Consider the following 17,331-nt stretch of genomic DNA (forward strand, 5'->3'; position numbering starts at 1 on the left):
GCCCCGGCAAGATCGGATTGCCGCGCCGCGCGCCACCGCCTACGACCGGCATCATGGAGCGTCAGACACGAACCATGCAGCGCGCCGCCGGTCGTCGGCGTGGCGAACGATCGGCCAGCGAGGAACAGCTTCAACTGGTGTCCTCGGCCGACCGTGACGTCACCGCGATCACCGCCGCGCCGACCAGTTTCGAGATCGTCAACGCGGCCTATGGTCGCGCGACCGGCGATCAGCTCGTCGCGGCGATCGACGAGCGGCTGAGCAATGCGCTGGCGGATTATCGCAGCGCCGCGGTGCGCAGCGGCGCGACCTTCACGATCGTGGTGGCCGGCGATGCGCAGACCGGCGACGCGGCGGTCGATTCCGTCGAACGCGCGCTCGAACAGCCGTTCACGATCGGCAACGAGACGATCCACCTCGGCGCGCGGATCGGCGTGGCGCGGCGGATCGATCATGAGCCGCTCGACCATCTGCTGCGCCGCGCCGCCGAGGCGCTGGCCCATGCGCGGGCGAGCGAGGGCGTGACCACGCGCGTCGCGACCGAGGGCAGCGGTGTGCCGATCGCCGCGCTCGCCGCCGACCTGCACCGCGCGATGGAGCGGCAGGAGATCGACGTCCGCTTCCAGCCGCAGGTCCACCTGATCGACGGACGGATCGTCGGCGTCGAGGCGCTGGCGCGCTGGCATCACCCACGACTCGGCGAACTGGGGGCGGAGACGTTGCTGGCGGCGGCGGAGCGTGCCGGACTGGGGGTGGCCCTGTCCGATCACGTCCAGGCGCTGGCGCTGCGTCGCGCCGCCGACTGGCCGGATGCGCTGTCGGGCTTGCGGATCGCGGTCAACGTCACCGCCACCGACCTGTCGCGAACGCCGTTCGTCAGCCGCTTCCTCGCGCGCGTCCACGAGGCCGGCATCGCGCCCGGCCGCGTCACCGCCGAGGTGACCGAGGGGGCGATGATCGACAATCTGCGCGCCGCCGGGGTCGCGCTGGCGGCACTGCGGGCGGCGGGGTGTCGCGTGGCGCTCGACGATTTCGGGACCGGCTATTCCAGCCTCTCCTATGTCGCGACGCTGCCGCTCGACTATATCAAGATCGACCGCAGCCTGACGCAGGCGGCGGTCAGCGACGCGCGCAATCGCGTGGTGTTGCAGGGCGTACTCGGGATCGCCGAGGGGCTGGGCCTCGAAACGATCGCGGAGGGGGTGGAGACGGAGGCGCAACGGCTGCTGCTCGCCGCGCGCGGCTGCACCTTCTATCAGGGATATCTGTGTGCCGGGCCGCTCGACGATGCCGGGTTGATCGAGCTGGTGCGCAGCGGATCGGTGAAGGGGAAATGACATGCTGCTGATCGTGCCGGCCCTGATCGCGGCCGCTGCACAGCCGGCCACCCCGCAGGCGGCGATCGAGGCCGCGATGGCCGACAGCGCCGCGGGCTGGAACGCCGGCGATCTGGCGCGCTTCACGGCGATCTATGCGACCGACGCGGTCTATGTGGCCGGCGACAAGGTGGTGCGCGGCAAGCCGGCGATCGCCGGGCGGTATGCCAAAAGCTTTACGGCGGGCGGCAACACGCGCGGGCGGCTCAGCTTCCAGCCGATGGCGTGGCGCCCGCTGAGCGCCGTCCACGTCCTGCATGTCGCGCGCTGGACGCTGACGCCGGCGAGCGGTGCGCCGCAGACCGGGTTGACGACGCTGCTGTTCGAGCGGCGCAAGGACGGCTGGAAGATCATTTCCGACCACAGCAGCTGAGGCCGTCGTCGTCCCGGGCTTGATCCGCGCCGTGGGTAAGCGGGACCCCGGATCAAGTCCGGGGTGACGAGAAGTAGATTAGCCCGCCGCCTTCGCCAGCCCCTTCGACAATTGCAGCGCGCCGTGCAGTCGCGCTTTCGGATCGGCCCAGACGCGGGTCAGCGCCAGTTTGCTGTCCGGACGCAGCTTGGCGATGCCGCCCAGCTTGTCGACATAGGCGAGCAGCCCGGCGATGTTCGGCGGGCGATCGTCGTGGAACGCGACCAGCGCACCCTTCGGCCCGACGTCGAGCTTGGCGACGCACGCCTTCTTGGCGTTGAGCTTGATCTCCATGATCTTTACCAGATTGTCGGTCGCTTCGGGCAACGGGCCGAAGCGGTCGATCATCTCGGCGGCGAAGGCGTTGAGCCCCTGCACCTCGTCGACTTCGTTGAGGCGGCGATACAGGCCCATCCGCAGGTCGAGATCGGGGACGTAATCCTCGGGGATCAGGATCGGCGCGTCGACGCTGATCTGCGGCGAGAAGTCGCGCTGACGCTCGCGCAGCCCGCCGGCCTTGGCCTCGAGGATCGCCTCTTCCAGCATCGACTGGTAGAGTTCGTAGCCGACCTCCTTGATATGCCCCGATTGCTCGTCGCCGAGCAGATTGCCCGCGCCACGAATGTCGAGATCGTGGCTGGCGAGCTGGAAGCCGGCGCCCAGCGTATCGAGATCGCTCAGCACCTTCAGCCGCTTTTCCGCCGCCTCGGTCATCTGCCGCTCGGGCGGGGCGACCATATAGGCATAGGCGCGAGTCTTCGACCGGCCGACGCGACCGCGGAGCTGGTAGAGCTGCGCAAGCCCGAAGCGATCGGCGCGGTTGACGATCATCGTATTGGCGGAGGGAATGTCGATCCCGCTCTCGATGATCGTGGTCGAGACCAGCACCTCGAACTTCTTGTCGTAGAACGCCGACATGCGTTCCTCGACCTCGGTCGGTGCCATCTGGCCGTGCGCGACGACATAGCGGATCTCGGGCACCTCGCGGCGGAGGTAATCCTCGATGTCGGGCAGGTCGGCGATGCGCGGGGTGACGAGGAAGCTCTGCCCGCCGCGATAATGTTCGCGCAGCAACGCCTCGCGCAGCACGACCGGGTCCCACGGCATCACATAAGTGCGCACCGCAAGCCGATCGACCGGCGGGGTCTGAATCACCGACAATTCCCGCAGGCCGCCCATCGCCATCTGCAGCGTGCGCGGGATCGGCGTGGCGGTCAGCGTCAGCATGTGCACGTCGGCGCGCAGCGTCTTGAGCCGCTCCTTGTGGGTGACGCCGAACCTTTGTTCCTCGTCGACGATCACGAGGCCGAGCCGCTTGAAGTCGACGTTCTTGGCGAGCAGCGCGTGGGTGCCGATGACGATGTCGATCGTGCCGTTCGCAATCCCGTCCTTGACCTTCTTCGCCTCGCTGGCGGTCACGAGCCGCGACAGGCGACCGATCTCGACCGGGAAGCCGTCGAAGCGCGCGCAGAAATTCTGGTAATGCTGACGCGCGAGCAGGGTGGTCGGGCAGACCACCGCGACCTGCATCCCGGCCATCGCCGCGACGAAGGCGGCGCGTAGTGCGACCTCGGTCTTGCCGAAGCCGACGTCGCCGACGATCAGCCGGTCCATCGGTTTGCCCGCCGCCAGATCGCCGAGCACGTCCGAGATCGCGCGCTCCTGATCGTCGGTTTCCTCATAGGGGAAGCGATCGACGAAGGCCGGATAGCCGCTCGCATCAGGCTCGGCGACCTCGCCGGGGCGCAGCGCGCGCTCGGCGGCGACCGCGATCAGCGTGCCCGCGATCTCGCGGATGCGCTCCTTCATCTTCGACTTGCGGCGCTGCCACGCCTCGCCACCGAGCCGGTCGAGGCTCGCGCCTTCCTCCGACGAGCCGTAGCGCGAGAGGACTTCGAGATTTTCGACCGGAATGTAGAGCTTGTCGCCCCCGGCATATTCGAGCGCGACGCAATCGTGCGGGGCCTTGGCGACCGGCACCTGCGTCAGCCCGACATAGCGGCCGATGCCGTGGTCGGTGTGGACGACCAGATCGCCCGGCGACAGCGTCGCTAGTTCGGCGAGGAAGGCGTCGGCGGACTTGCGGCGCTTGGCGCGGCGGATCAGCCGGTCGCCGAGCATGTCCTGCTCGGTCAAGACCGCGACATCGGGGGCGGTGAAGCCATGATCGAGCCCCACCACCGTGAGCGCGACGCCGCGATCGGCGGCGCCCAGCGCATCCTGCCACGTCTCGGCCAGCCGCGCCCCGATCAGTCCGTGATCGTCGAGCAGGTTCTTGAGCCGGTCGCGTGCGCCGACCGAATAGCTGGCGAGGATCGGCTTGCGCCCGTCCTTCTTCAGCCGCGCGACATGCGCGACCACCGCCTCATAGACATTGGCCTGATTGGCGCGCTCCGGCGCGAAATCGCGCGGGCCGTCGACCTGGAAGTCTAGGACGGTCGAGGATTCGGGTTCGTGGAACGGCGTGACCAGATGCGCGGGCATCCCGGCGACCTCGGCGCGCCATTCCTCTTCGTCGAGGTAGAGCGTCTTGGCGGGCAGCGCGCGATAGCTGCCGGGCTCGGCCGCCTCGGCGCGCTTCCGGTTCTCGTAATAATCGGCGATCGCGTCGAGCCGCCCCTCGACCGCCGCCGGGGTGCCCGCGTCGCGCACCACCACGGCGTCGTCGCCGAGATGGTCCCAGAGCGTCGCCAGCTTCTCCTCGAACAGCGGGAGCCAATGCTCCATCCCGGCCAGCCGCCGGCCTTCGCTGACCGCCTGATAGAGCGGGTCGCCGGTCGCGGTGGCGCCGAACTTCTCGCGATAGCGGGTGCGGAAGCGCTTGACGCTGTCGTCGTCGAGCAGCGCCTCGGACGCGGGGAGCAGCACGAAGCCGTCGAGCCGTCCGGTGGTGCGCTGGTCGCCGGGGTCGAAGGTGCGGACGCTCTCGATCTCGTCGCCGAAGAAGTCGAGGCGGAGCGCCTGTTCCTCGCCGCTCGGGAACAGATCGACGATCCCGCCGCGGACGGCATATTCACCCGCGTCGTGGACGGTGTCGGTGCGGACATAGCCGTTTGCCTGCAACAATGCGCCGAGCGCGTCTCGGTCGATGCGTGCGCCGGGCTTCAGCTCGGCAACCAGCTGGCGGATGCGGAACGGGGTCAGTGTCCGCTGGGTCAGCGCGTTGACGGTGGTGAGCACGAGCTGTGGCCCGGCCGGCTTCTGCTGCAGGCGGTGCAGCGCGCCGATCCGTTCCGCCATGACGCGCAGCGTCGGCGAGGCGCGGTCGTAGGGAAGGCAGTCCCAGGCCGGGAGCTGCACGACTTCCAGCTCGGGCGCGAAGAAGGGCGCGGTCGCGGCGATGCTGCGCATCTGCGCCTCGTCGGCGGCGACGAACACCGCGCGACGCGGCGCGGCGCGCGCGAGGTCGGCGAGCAGCGCGGGGAGGAAGCCGCCGGGAACGCCCGAGAGCGTGAGCGGGACGGTGGCTTTGAGGATCGTGGAGAGGTCGGGCATGGTTCTTCTTCTAGCCCTCTCCCCTTGGGGAGAGGGTTGGGTGAGGGGGAGGGGCCTCGCAGAGAGTGTCGGTCTCGGTGAGACCCCGGCCCCTCACCCCAGCCCTCTCCCCGGAGGGGAGAGGGGGCAGGTCGTGGCTACATCCCCGTGTCGAGCACCGTCACGAAGTCGACGCGCCGCATCGTCTGCATCATCTCGCCCTCCCATTCCGCCGGGCAGGGCAGCGAGCCGATCGCCCAGCCCATAATGTCGACGTCCTGTTCTTCCAGCAGCCGCTCGAACCAGTCGAGCTGCTCGGCGTTCCATGTCGCGCCATGCGCGTCGAAGAAACCGCCGATCATCAGATCGGCCTCGCGGGTGCCACGATGCCAGGCGCGGAAGCGCAGGCGTTTCAGGCGGATGTCGTGGTCCATGACGTTCCAATGCAAAACGACCGGCGGGCGCTGGCGGCGACCGTCGGGGCAGGGTACGGCACCAGATAGTCATGCGACCCGATATCCTCAATCCGTTGTTCGCCGAGGTCGAGGCGCTGAAGGGCGTCGGTCCCGCGCTCGCCAAGCCGCTCGACCGGCTGGGAATCGCGCGCGTGCTCGACCTGTTGTTCCATGTCCCCTCGGGCTGGGTCGACCGCTGGCCGCGCGACGAGCTGATGCAGAGCGATGTCGGGCGGACGATCGCGATCACGCTGACCCCGACCGATTATCGCACCAGCAGCAGCCCGCGTGCCCCGACGCGGGTCGTCGCGCGCGACGCGCACGGCAATATGGTGGCGCTGGTGTTCTTCGGCGGCGGTTCGGGGCGGGTGCGCAAGTTGCTGCCGCTGAACGAGCCGCGCCGTGTGTCGGGACGGCTCGATCAATACGGGCAGGATCTCCAGATCATCCACCCGGAAGTCGGCGGCGAGGACGGCGACTTCCGCGAGCGCGAGGCGATCTATCCGCTGACCGAAGGGATGACCTCCCGCCGGCTCGGCGCGCTGGTCGAGCAGGCGCTGGCGCGCGCGCCCGATCTGCCCGAGTGGATCGAGCCGAGCCTCAAGGCGCAGCGCGACTGGCCGGCGTGGCGCGAGGCGATGACGCGGCTCCACACCGATCCCGCCGATGCGGTGGCGCGCGCGCGGCTCGCCTATGACGAGGTGTTCGCCAACCAGCTCGCGCTGTCGATCGTCCGCGCCGATACGCGCAAGCGGCGGGGGCGGGCGTTGCAGGGCGACGGGCGGCTGCGCGACCTGTTGCGGCTGCCGTATCAGCTCACCGGCGCGCAGGCGCGCAGCGTCCGTGAGATCGAGGGCGACCTCGCGCAGAGCGCGCCGATGCTGCGGCTGCTGCAAGGCGATGTCGGCTCGGGCAAGACCTTGGTCGCGGCGATGGCGCTGCTGATCGCGGTTGAGGCCGGTGCGCAGGCGGCGATGCTTGCCCCGACCGAAATCCTCGCGCGCCAGCATTATGAGACGCTGCGGCGAACGCTGGCCGGCCTGCCGGTCGAGATTGCGGTGCTGACCGGGCGCGACAAGGGCCGCGCGCGCGAGGCGACGTTGATGGGGCTGGCAGACGGGTCGATCCACATCCTCGTCGGCACGCACGCGATCTTTCAGGAGGCGGTCAGCTATCGCGACCTCGGGCTGGTGGTGGTCGACGAACAGCATCGCTTCGGCGTGGCGGAGCGGATGTTGTTGCAGGCCAAGGGCCGCACCCCGCCGCATCTGCTGGCGATGACCGCCACCCCGATCCCGCGCACGCTGACGCTCGCGCTGCACGGCGAGATGGACCAGAGCCGGCTCGACGAGATGCCGCCGGGTCGCGAACCGATCGAGACGCGCGTGCTGTCCGAGGAACGCGTCGACGAGGTCGTCAATGCGCTCGGCCGACATCTGTCGGAGGGCAAGCAGGCGTATTGGGTCTGCCCGCTGGTCGAGGAAAGCGAGACGAGCGACCTGCAAGCCGCCGAGGCGCGCGCCGCCGCGCTGGCGAGCCGCTTTGGTGACCGCGTCGGCTTGGTGCACGGGCGGATGAAAGGTGCGGAGAAGGACGCGGTGATGGCGCGCTTCTCGGCCGGCGAGATCGGCGTGCTGGTCGCGACGACGGTGATCGAGGTCGGGGTCGACGTGCCGAACGCGACGCTGATCGTCATCGAACATGCCGATCGCTTCGGGCTCGCGCAGCTCCACCAGCTGCGCGGTCGGGTCGGGCGCGGCGGCAGGCGATCGGTGTGCCTGTTGCTGCGCGGCGGATCGCTGAGCGAGACCGCGCGCGCGCGGCTGGCGCTGATGCGCGAGACCAATGACGGGTTTCGCATCGCCGAAGAGGATTTGCGGCTGCGCGGCGCAGGCGAGTTGCTCGGCACCCGGCAATCGGGGGAGGCGATGTTCCGGCTTGCCACCCCGGAGTTACTGTCGGAACTGCTGCCCGCTGCGACCGACGATGCGCGGTTGCTGATCGATCGTGACGGCGGTTTGAACGGTCCGCGCGGGCAGGCGGCGCGGATCGCGCTCTATCTGTTCGAGCGCGACGCGGGCGTGGCGCTGCTGCGGTCCGGGTGAGTGGACGTCATTGCGAGCGTAGCGAAGCAATGCAGGGCGTTACTGGTCCGGCACTGGATTGCTTCGCTACGCTCGCAATGACGATAATGAATTCCGGTCCGGTGCACTAAGCGCCGTTCGCCCTGAGCTTGTCGAAGGGCGTGCGACCGGGCACGTGCTTCGACAAGCTCAGCACGAACGGTGTGGGGGTTAAGCGAGCTTAGCGAAGGTGCCCAAGGAGATTGTCACTTTGCCCGGTCTGATACCGATCGTCATCGTCGTGCTCGCAGGGCTGGGGCTTGCAATCCAGCCGCCGACCAATGCCGCCTTGGCACGCGTGTCCGGCTCGGTCTGGCTGGCGGCGCTGGTGTCGTTCACCGTGGGGACGGCGACGTTGCTGATCGTCTGGGCGTTTGACCGCACCCCGCTATCGGCGCTGAAGGGCGCGCCGTGGTGGGCGTGGCTGGGCGGACTTTATGGCGCGGCGTTCGTCGCGGCGCTTGCCTTCGCCGCGCCGCGGCTTGGGATCGCGGCGGCGCTCAGCATCGCGATCGCGAGCCAGTTGGTCGCGGCGCTGACGCTCGACCATTTCGGGTTGTTGCAACTGCCGCAACAGCCGGTGACGGTGACCAAGCTGGCCGGCATCGTGCTGGTGCTGATCGGTGTGGTGGTGTTCCGGCGGGGGTGACGTCGCGCACCCCTCGTCATTGCTTCGCTGCGCTCGCAATGACGGGTGGTTACCGCATCGCCGCGAGCACGAATTGATATAGGGCCGGCGGCACTTCCTGCGCCAGCTTGCACCCGATCCGCCCGCCGAGCGCCCAGCGCACCTCGGCGGTGAAGCTGCCGGCGACCGGGAGCGTGACCGTCACGGCATCGCCGACCGCGAACGCCTCGTCGCTGCGCGCCATGAAGCCGTTGGGCGAAACGTTGACGATCGTCACCAGCCGCGATTCGCCGCCCGCGACGATTAGCCGCGTACGATGCAGCGTCTCGTCGCGCGGCTCGACGCGGTCCTCATACGCTATCGTCGCCGGTCGTACGGCCATGTCGTCCTCCTACGCTAACTCCGCCTTGTTGCTTGACCGGAGTTAACGTGGAGTGAGCAAAGACGTTAAGCGGGGTTCACCATCCCGTGGTGCTTCTTGCCCGCGGAGATGCGCACCGGTGCTCCGGCCACGGTCACTACCGCTGCTTCGTCGGCGACCTTCTCGCCGTCGATCCGCGCGCCGCCGCCCTTGATGAGCCGGCGTGCCTCCCCCTTCGAGGCGGCGAAGCCGAGCGTCACGAGCACGTCGACCAGCGGCGTCGCACCCGGTGCGACCATCGACGGCAGCCCCGCACCGCTCGCGCCTTCCTCGAAGGTCTTGCGCGCTGTCTCCGCCGCGTCCTCGGCGGCGGCACGCCCGCGGCACATCGCGGTCGCCTCATTGGCGAGCACCTTCTTGGCCTCGTTGATCTCCGCGCCGTCCAGCGCCTCCAGCCGCGCGATCTCGTCGAGCGAAAGGTCGGTGAACAGCCGCAGGAAGCGCCCGACATCGCGGTCGTCGGTGTTGCGCCAGAACTGCCAGTAATCGAAATGCGGCAGCTGGTCCTCGTGGAGCCACACCGCGCCTGCGACGGTCTTGCCCATCTTCTCGCCCGAGGCGGTGGTGAGCAGCGGGGTGGTCACGCCGAACACTTCGGTGCCGTCCATCCGCCGCGCCAGCTCGACGCCGTTGACGATATTGCCCCATTGGTCGCTGCCGCCCATCTGGAGCCGCACGCCCGCGCGCCGCGCCAGCTCGCGGAAGTCGTAGCCTTGCAGGATCATGTAGTTGAATTCGAGGAACGACAGCGACTGCTCGCGATCCAGCCGCAGCTTGACCGAGTCGAAGCTGAGCATCCGGTTGACGCTGAAATGCTGCCCGACCTCGCGCAGGAACGGGATGTACTCCAGTTTGTCGAGCCATTCGGCATTGTCGAGCATCACCGCGTCGCTCGGGCCGTCGCCGAAGGTCAGGAAGCGGTCGAAGATGCGCTTGATGCCCGCGACATTGGCGGCGATCACCTCATCGCTGTTGAGCTTGCGCGCCTCGTCCTTGAAGCTCGGGTCGCCGATCTTGCCGGTGCCGCCGCCCATCAGCACGACCGGCTTGTGCCCGGCCTGTTGCAGCCGACGCAGCAGCATGATCTGCACCAGGCTGCCGACGTGTAGCGACGGCGCGGTCGGGTCGAAGCCGATATAGCCGGGCACGACCTGCTTGGCAGCCAGCGCGTCGAGCGCGGCGGCGTCGGTCATCTGGTGGATGTAGCCGCGCGCGGTCAGCGTGCGGAGCAGGTCGGACTGATATTCGGTCATAGCGCTGGCGTCGTTACACGCGCGTCAGCGGCGCGGCAATTGCGTCACCGGATCGACGGGGGATCGGCCGCGGCGCAGCTCGAAATGCAGCTCGGGCTGGTCGGCGAAGCCGGTCGCGCCGCTCAGTGCGATCACCTGCCCGCGCGTCACCGCCTGTCCGCGCCGCACCAGCAGCTTGCCGGCGTGGCCGTAGATCGACGTCCAGTTTTCGCCGTGCTTGATGATGACGAGCCCGCCCAATGCGGCGATGCCGTCGCCGGCATAAGCGACGGTGCCCGCCGCCGCTGCCTTCACTTCCGTGCCCGACGGCACCGCGATCTCGATCCCGTCGAAGCGCTCGCCGCTGCGCCCGACGCCGAAGCGGCGGACGATCTGTCCGGTCAGCGGCCAGCTGAAGCGCCCCGGTGCGGTGCTCGGCGGGGCGACGGGGACCGTGGCGGCCGGAACCTTGGTCGCGCCCTTCACCGGGCGCACCGGCGCGCGTCCGCTCGCCACCGCCGGCTCGCCGCCGGTAAGGATCGTGTCGACGTCGAGCGTGAACGCGGCGGCGCGCGCAGCAGCGGAGGCGGGTGGCGAGGGGATCAGTACGCGCTGGCCGGTCACCAGCACGAACGGCTCGCGCAGATCGTTGGCGGCGACCACCTCGCTCCACGGGACACCATAGGCGCGGGCGATGCCGATGCCGGTCTGGCCGGGATCGACGCGGTGATAGCGGCCGCCGGGGATTACCAGTCGTTGCCCGGCGCGAAGGGAATAGGGCGGCGACAGTGTGTTGCGGCGTGCGATAGCGGCGATCGACGCGCCGGTTCGCTCGGCGATCGCGCTCAGCGTGTCGCCCGGGCGGACGACCACGTCCTGCGTGCGGACCAGCCGCGCATCGGGCGTGACCGGCGCTGCTTCCCACGCCGGTCGCGGTGCGGCGAGTTGCTCGACCGGCGGACGGCGGGTCGGGCGGGACGGACGGACCGGGTGCGGTGCCTCGACCGTCGACTGGGGCTCGGACTCGGGCGGCGGCTCGGAAGGCAGGTCGGCGGCGGGCACCGGGGCGGCCGCAGGCGGAGCGAGGCGCGGGTCGGCGGCGGGGATACATCCCGCCAGCACCAGCAGCAGCGCCGCCGACCTCGCCGCTCGCCGCGTCAAGCCGCGCTACACCCCGGCGAAGGCGTCGCCGAGCGCCGCGAGCGAGTCGTGCAACGTCAGGTCGAGCTGGAGCGGCGTTACCGTGATCCAGCCCTGCGTGATCGTCGTTAGATCGCTGCCATCGTCGGCGGCCGGCGTGGCCCGCCCCATCGACAGCCAGTGATAGTCGAAGCCGCGCGGATCGGTGCGCCGGTCGAACCGCACACGGCCGTAATCGCGCAGGCCCTGCGGCACGACGCGCACGCCCTTTACCGCGCCTGCCTCGGGTTCGGGGAAGTTGATGTTGATTACCGAGCGCGGCGTCCAGTCATGATCGAGCAACGGCCGCAGCACGCGCGCGCCCCATGCCTCCGCGGCGGCGAACGACACGTCCTCGCCCGGCTCGCGGCGGCCGTAGCGCTGGCTGAGCGCGACCAAGCGGACGCCGGCCAGCGCGCCCTCCATCGCCGCCGAGACGGTGCCCGAATACATCACGTCCTCGGCGATGTTGCCGCCGCGGTTGACGCCGGACAGGATCAGGTCGGGCGGGCCGTCGCGCAGCACCTCCGCCAGTGCGTACATCACCGCATCGGTGGGCGTGCCCCCGACGGCGAAGCGCTTTTCCCCGAACTGCTTGACCCGCAGCGGCCGCGTCAGCGTCAGCGAGCGGCCGGTGCCGGATTGCTCGGAGGCCGGCGCGCAGACCCAGACGTCGTCGGAGAGCTGCGCGGCGATCTTCTCCAGCACCGCAAGCCCCGGCGCGTGATAGCCGTCGTCGTTCGAGAGCAGAATTCGCATCAGCGTGCGCCCAGCAATTCGAGTCCGCCGAGATACGGCCGCAGCACCTCGGGCACCGCCACCGTCCCGTCCTCGCGCTGGTAATTCTCCAGCACTGCGACCAGCGTCCGCCCGACCGCCAGTCCCGAGCCGTTGAGGGTGTGGACGAACCGCGTCGTCTTCTCGCCTTCGGGCCGATAGCGCGCGTTCATCCGCCGCGCCTGGAAATCCGTGCAGGTCGAGCAGCTCGAAATCTCGCGATAGCGCTGCTGGCCGGGCAGCCACACCTCCAGATCGTAGGTGCGCGCCGCGGTGAACCCCATGTCGCCGGTGCACAATTTCATGCGGCGATAGGCGAGCCCCAAGGCATCGAGCACGCCCTCGGCACAGGCGGTCATCCGCTCATGCTCGTCCTCGCTCGCTTCGGGGGCGACGATCGACACCATCTCGACCTTGTCGAACTGGTGCTGGCGGATATAGCCGCGCGTGTCGCGCCCGGCCGCGCCCGCCTCGGAACGGAAGCACGGCGTCAGCGCCGCGAAACGCAGCGGCAGGACGTCGTGGCTGAGAATCTTCTCGCGCACGATATTGGTGAGCGACACCTCGGCGGTGGGGATCAGCCAGCGCCCGTCGGTGGTGCGGAACAGATCCTCGGCGAACTTGGGCAATTGCCCGGTCCCGAACACCGCCTCGTCGCGGACCAGCAGCGGCGGCGCGACCTCCTCATAGCCGTGCTCGCGGGTCAGCCGGTCGAGCATGAACTGCCCGAGCGCGCGTTGCAGCCGCGCCGCATCGCCGCGCACCAGCGTGAAGCGCGCGCCCGCGATCGCCGCGCCGGTTTCGAAGTCCAGCCCCAGCGCCGGGCCGATCGCGTCATGCTCGCGCGGGGTGAAGGCGAACGCCGGCCGCTGCCCGCGTTCGTGGACGAGCTGGTTGTCGTCCTCGTCCGCGCCTTCCGGCACATCGGCGGCCGGGACGTTGGGCAAAGCGGCCAGCGCCTCGTCGAGCGCGTTGCCTGTCTCCGCCTCCTCGGCTTCGAGCTGCGGCAGCCGTTCCTTGAGCGTCGCCACCTCCGCCATCAGCGCGGCGGCGGTGTCCTCGTCCTTCTTCGCCTTGGCCGCGCCGATCGCCTTCGACGCCTCGTTGCGGCGCGCCTGCGCGGTCTGCGCCTCGGTCGCGGCCTCGCGGCGGCGGCGGTCGAGCGACACGAGCGTTTCGGCGCTGGCGGGCAGGCCACGCTTGGCCATGGCGGCATCGAAAGCGGCGGGATCGTCGCGGATCAGGCGGATGTCGTGCATGGCCGCGCTATGACCCCGCACATGGCCCGAGGCAACCCGCGCCGCGCGCGCGGCGTTCTTCGCCCGTGACGCAACGAGCAGAAGGAGAAACGTCCATGCAGGTCCCCCACAATTCGGTCGTCCTGGTCGCCGATGGCCGCAAGCTGCTGTTCCTGCGCAACGAGGGCGATGCCGATTACCCAAACTTGCAGGTCGAACACGCCGAGGAGCGCGCCAATCCCGCCACGCGCGATCAGGCGACCGACGCCGCGGGCGGTGCCTCTTCGACGCAGAGCGGGGCCGGGGCGCCCAATGCCGCGCAGGGCGGTTCGGGCCATGCGCAGGGCGGCGGCGCGCAATTCGCGCCCTCGCGCGGCAGCTTCGAACAGACCGACTTTCATCAGCTGGAGGAAGATCGCTTCGCCGCCGACGCCGCCGACTTGCTGAAGCGTCGCGCGCTGTCGAACGATTTCGAATCGCTGATCGTGATCGCGCCCCCGCGCACGCTGGGCGAGCTGCGCAAACATTATCACAAGGAGGTGAGCGCGCGACTGACCGGCGAGCTGGACAAGGACCTGACCGGGCATCCGATTCCCGACATCGAGAAGGCGCTGCTCTCCGCCTGATCGCCGTGTGTCGGCGGGCGCGCCCCGCCCGCCGACCTCAAGTGTTCAGCGTTGCGACATATCGTATCGATTACGACCATCCTGTTCGCTTGTGGAGGATCGGTCAGACGATTATAGGCGCGCCCAAAGGGGCGTGCAGAGATGCTGACGACATCCTTCACGTGGGCGGGAGAAGGTCATGGCGACGGTGATGAGTCAGGTCGAAGACGCGTTTGACGAGCCGGAGGCGCTCTCCAGCCCAATGCCGGATGGTTACCGCCCCAGCGCGGACGAACCATTCATGAATCCGCGCCAACAGGCGTATTTCCGCCACAAGCTGCTGGCCTGGAAAGAGGCGATCCGGCGTGAGGCGCAGGGTACGCTGTCGCAGCTACAGGTCGACTCGTTGCGTGAAGCCGATCTGAACGATCGCGCGTCGAGCGAGGCGGACTGGTCGCTCGAACTGCGTACCCGCGACCGGCAGCGCAAGCTGATCTCCAAAATCGATGCCGCGCTGCGCCGGATCGACGACGGCGAATATGGCTATTGCGAAGTCACCGGCGAACCGATCAGCCTGGGCCGGCTGGAGGCGCGCCCGATCGCGACGATGACGGTCGAGGCGCAGGAGCGGCACGAGCGGGCCGAGAAGGTGTCGCGCGACGATTGATGTGGATCTTAATCTTTCATCAATCATTTTGACGCAACCGTCCGGCTCAAACGAGCGGGCGGGTTACATGGGGCAGTCGAGACACAGCTTGGTTGACGACCAGAAGGCCGCGGGCCAGCCCGATGAGCGCGGGCGTGGCGAGATCCATTTATCGGCTCGGATGCGTGTCCTTGCCGAGGATGCGGGATTTCTCGTGCGTATCCGCAACGTGTCGACCGGCGGGCTGATGGCCGAACTGCCGCATCCGCTGCCACCCGACAGCGCGGTCGAGATCAAGCTGGACGGGCTTGGCTGGGTTGCGGGACGGGTCGTCTGGCAGACCGAGGGCCGCACCGGGATCGCCTTCGATCATCCGATCGACGTCGCGATCGTTCACGATGCCAGCGGCGCGGCGCACTAGGGGCGATCGACGTTCATGGTTGCCTGCCCTCGCCCCTTGCAAAGGGGAGAGGGTTGCGCAGGCTTAGGCTTTGCGCAGCAAAGTCTTAGTCGGAGCTGGGTGAGGGGTGGCGCTCGCGCAAGCGAGCGCGCGAGCCTTTGGCTCGCTCAACCCCTCACCCAAGCTGCGCTAGCCAGCAAGCTGGCAAGCTGGCAAGCTGGCAAGCTCCGCTATCCCTCTCCCCTGTCCAGGGGCGAGGGCAAGAGGACACCATCATGAATGTCGATCGGCCCTAGGTTCGCTCTTAGGCAGAAGTCCCTGTTGCCGCGATGACGACGAAGGCGGCGGCGCGGGTCTTCTCCGCCGCTTCAGCCGTCAAGATCAGCGCCCGCCGGCCTCCAAGAGGCGACGTGGCGCGGTCAGCTCCCAGCTTCGCGCGATCCGATCCTCGACCAAGGTCCAGTCGACATCGGCGTCCAGCGTGATGGGAGTCTCGCCCGAAGCGTCGCGCACCCGCACCACCGGCGGCATCTCGCCCGAAACGGTCGCGAACGGCTTTCCGTCGACATAGAAGCCGGCGCCGCCCTCGGTCGCATGCTCCTCCGCTTCGGGCAGCAGCAGCGCGATGGCGCGGACCTGTTCCAGCACGATCATGAGCGAACAAACTCCTTCAACACGGCGGGATACAGCCGATGTTCCTCGACCAGTACGCGCGCCGCCAGGCTCTCGGGCGTCTCGTCGGCAAGGATCGGCACTTCCGCGCGGCCGAGCACTTCGCCGCCGTCCAGCTCCTCGGTCACGACATGGACGGTGCAGCCGCCTGCCGCATCGCCTGCGGCGATCGCGCGCGCGTGGGTGTCGAGCCCCTTGTACTTGGGCAGCAACGACGGATGGATGTTGATGATCCGCCCGCGCCACCGCGCGACGAATGCGTCCGACAACAGCCGCATATAGCCGGCCAGCGCGATCCACTCGGCGCCGGCATCGCGCAGGGCGGCGTCGAGCGCTTCCTCGTAAGCGGCCTTGCCGATCCCCTTGGGGGGAAGCGCGAAGGTCGTCAGGCCTTGCTCGCGCGCCCAGGCCAGCCCGGCCGCGTCGGGCCGGTCGGAGGCGACCAGCACGATGCGATAGGCGTCGCCCTGCTCGCCGGCCAATGCCTGCATGTTGGATCCACGGCCTGAGATCAGCACCGCGACCCTGGCTGGCGACGTGCTCATTGGTGGTGCGTCGCCGTCCAGTCGGCGCGCGCGCTCCACGTCTCGGTGCTGCCCGAGACGGTGCACCCGCGCGCGCCCGCTTCGACCCGCCCGATCGTGTGGACCGTCTCGCCCGCGGCGCGCAGCGCCTCGGCCACGGCGTCGGCCTGATCGGCGGCGACGACCACCGCCATGCCGATCCCGCAGTTGAAGGTCCGCGCCATTTCCTCGGGCTCGATCGCGCCTTGCGCCTGGAGGAACGCCATCAAGCGCGGCTGCTCCCAGGCATCGGCATCGATATGGGCGTGCGCGTCGCGCGGCAGCACGCGCGGGATGTTTTCGAGCAGCCCACCGCCCGTGATATGTGCCAGCCCCTTGATCTTGTGCGCCCGCAGTAGCGGCAACAGGCTGGCGACATAGATGCGGGTCGGCGCCATCAGCGTGTCGATCAGCAACCGGTCCGAATCGAACAAGGCCGGGCGGTCGAGCTTCCAGCCCTTGTCGGCGGCCAGCCTCCGGACGAGCGAGAAGCCGTTGGAATGCACGCCCGAGGAAGCGAGGCCGAGGATCACGTCGCCCGCGCCGATCGTCGCGCCGGTCAGTACGTCACCGCGCTCGACCGCGCCGACGCAGAAGCCGGCGAGATCGTAATCGCCTGGCGCATACATGCCCGGCATCTCGGCGGTCTCGCCGCCGATCAGCGCGCAGCCCGCGATCCGGCAGCCCTCCGCGATCGAGGCGACGACGCTCTCGGCGACTGCATTGTCGAGCTGCCCGGTCGCGTAATAATCGAGGAAGAACAACGGCTCGGCGCCCTGCACGATCAGATCGTTCGCACACATCGCGACCAGATCGATCCCGACGCCGGCGTGACGATCCCATTCGATCGCCAGCTTCAGCTTCGTGCCGACCCCGTCGTTCGCCGCCACCAGCAGCGGGTCGCTGAACCCCGCCGCCTTGAGATCGAAGAACCCGCCGAACCCGCCCAGATCGGCGTCGGCGCCGGGACGGCGGGTGGCGCGGGCCAGCGGCGCAATCGCGCGGACCAGCGCGTTGCCGGCAGCGATCGACACGCCGGCGCTCTCGTAAGTGTAGGCTTCGTTGCTCATCACTGTCGACTAGCCATATCGCGCTTGGATTTCCACGCCTGCTTCGCCAAAAGGCGTCCC

Annotated in this window: 17 protein-coding genes; 7 read left to right on the forward strand and 10 right to left on the reverse strand. The window is 69.1% G+C overall.

The genetic code is table 11. The features are described from left to right. The first annotated feature begins 53 nt into the window (after positions 1 to 53). Complete coding sequence (locus PGN16_RS06095) at positions 54 to 1,337, forward strand: bifunctional diguanylate cyclase/phosphodiesterase (protein ID WP_335308524.1); 1,284 nt, start codon at positions 54 to 56, stop codon at positions 1,335 to 1,337. A 1-nt stretch (position 1,338) separates the two neighbouring features. Continuing rightward, positions 1,339 to 1,749: a YybH family protein gene (locus tag PGN16_RS06100; RefSeq protein WP_335308525.1), complete on the forward strand. Its 411-nt coding sequence runs from the start codon at positions 1,339 to 1,341 to the stop codon at positions 1,747 to 1,749. Between the two features lie 78 nt (positions 1,750 to 1,827). Here the strand turns inward: PGN16_RS06100 and mfd are convergent, their stop codons facing one another. Both mfd and PGN16_RS06110 read right to left on the reverse strand, forming a co-directional pair. After that, complete coding sequence (gene mfd / locus PGN16_RS06105; RefSeq protein WP_335308526.1) at positions 1,828 to 5,283, reverse strand: transcription-repair coupling factor; 3,456 nt, start codon at positions 5,281 to 5,283, stop codon at positions 1,828 to 1,830. A gap of 137 nt (positions 5,284 to 5,420) precedes the next feature. Continuing rightward, positions 5,421 to 5,696, reverse strand: a complete 276-nt coding sequence (locus PGN16_RS06110) for an FAD assembly factor SdhE (RefSeq protein ID WP_335308527.1) — start codon at positions 5,694 to 5,696, stop codon at positions 5,421 to 5,423. A gap of 71 nt (positions 5,697 to 5,767) precedes the next feature. On the opposite strand from PGN16_RS06110, the gene recG reads away from it, so the two are divergent. Together recG and PGN16_RS06120 are read left to right on the forward strand one after the other, a co-directional pair. After that, entirely contained in the window at positions 5,768 to 7,822 is a 2,055-nt protein-coding gene (gene recG, locus PGN16_RS06115; protein WP_335308528.1) for an ATP-dependent DNA helicase RecG, read from the forward strand. A gap of 229 nt (positions 7,823 to 8,051) precedes the next feature. Next, positions 8,052 to 8,489: a DMT family transporter gene (locus tag PGN16_RS06120; protein WP_335308529.1), complete on the forward strand. Its 438-nt coding sequence runs from the start codon at positions 8,052 to 8,054 to the stop codon at positions 8,487 to 8,489. 49 nt (positions 8,490 to 8,538) lie between these two features. On the opposite strand, the gene PGN16_RS06125 is transcribed toward PGN16_RS06120, so the two are convergent. The 5 genes from PGN16_RS06125 to serS all read right to left on the reverse strand — a co-directional run bounded on the left by PGN16_RS06125 (position 8,539) and on the right by serS (position 13,336). After that, positions 8,539 to 8,850, reverse strand: a complete 312-nt coding sequence (locus tag PGN16_RS06125; RefSeq protein WP_335308530.1) for a PilZ domain-containing protein — start codon at positions 8,848 to 8,850, stop codon at positions 8,539 to 8,541. Positions 8,851 to 8,915: 65 nt separating this feature from the next. Continuing rightward, the gene (gene tyrS, locus PGN16_RS06130; protein ID WP_335308531.1) at positions 8,916 to 10,142 is read right to left on the reverse strand and encodes a tyrosine--tRNA ligase; all 1,227 of its coding nucleotides are present in this window, start codon (positions 10,140 to 10,142) and stop codon (positions 8,916 to 8,918) included. Positions 10,143 to 10,166: 24 nt separating this feature from the next. Further along, the gene (locus PGN16_RS06135; protein WP_335308532.1) at positions 10,167 to 11,282 is read right to left on the reverse strand and encodes a M23 family metallopeptidase; all 1,116 of its coding nucleotides are present in this window, start codon (positions 11,280 to 11,282) and stop codon (positions 10,167 to 10,169) included. A 6-nt stretch (positions 11,283 to 11,288) separates the two neighbouring features. Next, on the reverse strand, positions 11,289 to 12,059 hold the full coding sequence (gene surE / locus PGN16_RS06140; protein ID WP_335308533.1) for a 5'/3'-nucleotidase SurE: 771 nt from the start codon (positions 12,057 to 12,059) through the stop codon (positions 11,289 to 11,291). After that, a complete protein-coding gene (serS, locus tag PGN16_RS06145) occupies positions 12,059 to 13,336 on the reverse strand; it encodes a serine--tRNA ligase (RefSeq protein ID WP_335308534.1) in 1,278 nt (425 codons plus the stop codon). Before serS ends, surE begins: the two co-directional genes overlap by 1 nt. 95 nt (positions 13,337 to 13,431) lie before the next feature. Here serS and PGN16_RS06150 point away from each other — a divergent pair, with 95 nt between their 5' ends. The 3 genes from PGN16_RS06150 (at position 13,432) to PGN16_RS06160 (ending at position 14,987) form a co-directional block, all read left to right on the forward strand. Beyond that, a complete protein-coding gene (locus PGN16_RS06150) occupies positions 13,432 to 13,941 on the forward strand; it encodes a host attachment family protein (protein WP_028965708.1) in 510 nt (169 codons plus the stop codon). Between the two features lie 178 nt (positions 13,942 to 14,119). Then, a complete protein-coding gene (dksA, locus tag PGN16_RS06155) occupies positions 14,120 to 14,587 on the forward strand; it encodes an RNA polymerase-binding protein DksA (RefSeq protein ID WP_335308535.1) in 468 nt (155 codons plus the stop codon). Between the two features lie 67 nt (positions 14,588 to 14,654). Next, the gene (locus tag PGN16_RS06160; RefSeq protein ID WP_335308536.1) at positions 14,655 to 14,987 is read left to right on the forward strand and encodes a PilZ domain-containing protein; all 333 of its coding nucleotides are present in this window, start codon (positions 14,655 to 14,657) and stop codon (positions 14,985 to 14,987) included. Positions 14,988 to 15,347: 360 nt separating this feature from the next. On the opposite strand, the gene PGN16_RS06165 is transcribed toward PGN16_RS06160, so the two are convergent. The 3 genes from PGN16_RS06165 to purM are packed head-to-tail and all read right to left on the reverse strand — an operon-like array spanning position 15,348 to position 17,271. Next, complete coding sequence (locus tag PGN16_RS06165) at positions 15,348 to 15,620, reverse strand: MmcQ/YjbR family DNA-binding protein (RefSeq protein WP_335308537.1); 273 nt, start codon at positions 15,618 to 15,620, stop codon at positions 15,348 to 15,350. Further along, complete coding sequence (purN, locus tag PGN16_RS06170; protein ID WP_443019590.1) at positions 15,617 to 16,129, reverse strand: phosphoribosylglycinamide formyltransferase; 513 nt, start codon at positions 16,127 to 16,129, stop codon at positions 15,617 to 15,619. The genes PGN16_RS06165 and purN overlap by 4 nt, the downstream gene beginning before the upstream one ends. A 50-nt stretch (positions 16,130 to 16,179) precedes the next feature. After that, a complete protein-coding gene (purM, locus tag PGN16_RS06175; protein WP_335308539.1) occupies positions 16,180 to 17,271 on the reverse strand; it encodes a phosphoribosylformylglycinamidine cyclo-ligase in 1,092 nt (363 codons plus the stop codon). Between the last annotated feature and the right edge of the window lie 60 nt (positions 17,272 to 17,331).

Source organism: Sphingomonas phyllosphaerae (genome assembly GCF_036946485.1).
Taxonomy (GTDB): Bacteria; Pseudomonadota; Alphaproteobacteria; order Sphingomonadales; family Sphingomonadaceae; genus Sphingomonas; species Sphingomonas phyllosphaerae_E.

What these genes read in the sequence shown, in the direction of transcription:
- PGN16_RS06095 (WP_335308524.1), top strand. Translation starts at nt 54, where the DNA reads ATGGAGCGTCAGACACGAACCATGCAGCGCGCCGCCGGTCGTCGGCGT.
- PGN16_RS06100 (WP_335308525.1), top strand. Translation starts at nt 1,339, where the DNA reads ATGCTGCTGATCGTGCCGGCCCTGATCGCGGCCGCTGCACAGCCGGCC.
- mfd (WP_335308526.1), bottom strand. Translation starts at nt 5,283, where the DNA reads ATGCCCGACCTCTCCACGATCCTCAAAGCCACCGTCCCGCTCACGCTC.
- PGN16_RS06110 (WP_335308527.1), bottom strand. Translation starts at nt 5,696, where the DNA reads ATGGACCACGACATCCGCCTGAAACGCCTGCGCTTCCGCGCCTGGCAT.
- recG (WP_335308528.1), top strand. Translation starts at nt 5,768, where the DNA reads ATGCGACCCGATATCCTCAATCCGTTGTTCGCCGAGGTCGAGGCGCTG.
- PGN16_RS06125 (WP_335308530.1), bottom strand. Translation starts at nt 8,850, where the DNA reads ATGGCCGTACGACCGGCGACGATAGCGTATGAGGACCGCGTCGAGCCG.
- tyrS (WP_335308531.1), bottom strand. Translation starts at nt 10,142, where the DNA reads ATGACCGAATATCAGTCCGACCTGCTCCGCACGCTGACCGCGCGCGGC.
- surE (WP_335308533.1), bottom strand. Translation starts at nt 12,059, where the DNA reads ATGCGAATTCTGCTCTCGAACGACGACGGCTATCACGCGCCGGGGCTT.
- serS (WP_335308534.1), bottom strand. Translation starts at nt 13,336, where the DNA reads ATGCACGACATCCGCCTGATCCGCGACGATCCCGCCGCTTTCGATGCC.
- PGN16_RS06150 (WP_028965708.1), top strand. Translation starts at nt 13,432, where the DNA reads ATGCAGGTCCCCCACAATTCGGTCGTCCTGGTCGCCGATGGCCGCAAG.
- dksA (WP_335308535.1), top strand. Translation starts at nt 14,120, where the DNA reads ATGGCGACGGTGATGAGTCAGGTCGAAGACGCGTTTGACGAGCCGGAG.
- PGN16_RS06160 (WP_335308536.1), top strand. Translation starts at nt 14,655, where the DNA reads ATGGGGCAGTCGAGACACAGCTTGGTTGACGACCAGAAGGCCGCGGGC.
- PGN16_RS06165 (WP_335308537.1), bottom strand. Translation starts at nt 15,620, where the DNA reads ATGATCGTGCTGGAACAGGTCCGCGCCATCGCGCTGCTGCTGCCCGAA.
- purN (WP_443019590.1), bottom strand. Translation starts at nt 16,129, where the DNA reads ATGCAGGCATTGGCCGGCGAGCAGGGCGACGCCTATCGCATCGTGCTG.
- purM (WP_335308539.1), bottom strand. Translation starts at nt 17,271, where the DNA reads ATGAGCAACGAAGCCTACACTTACGAGAGCGCCGGCGTGTCGATCGCT.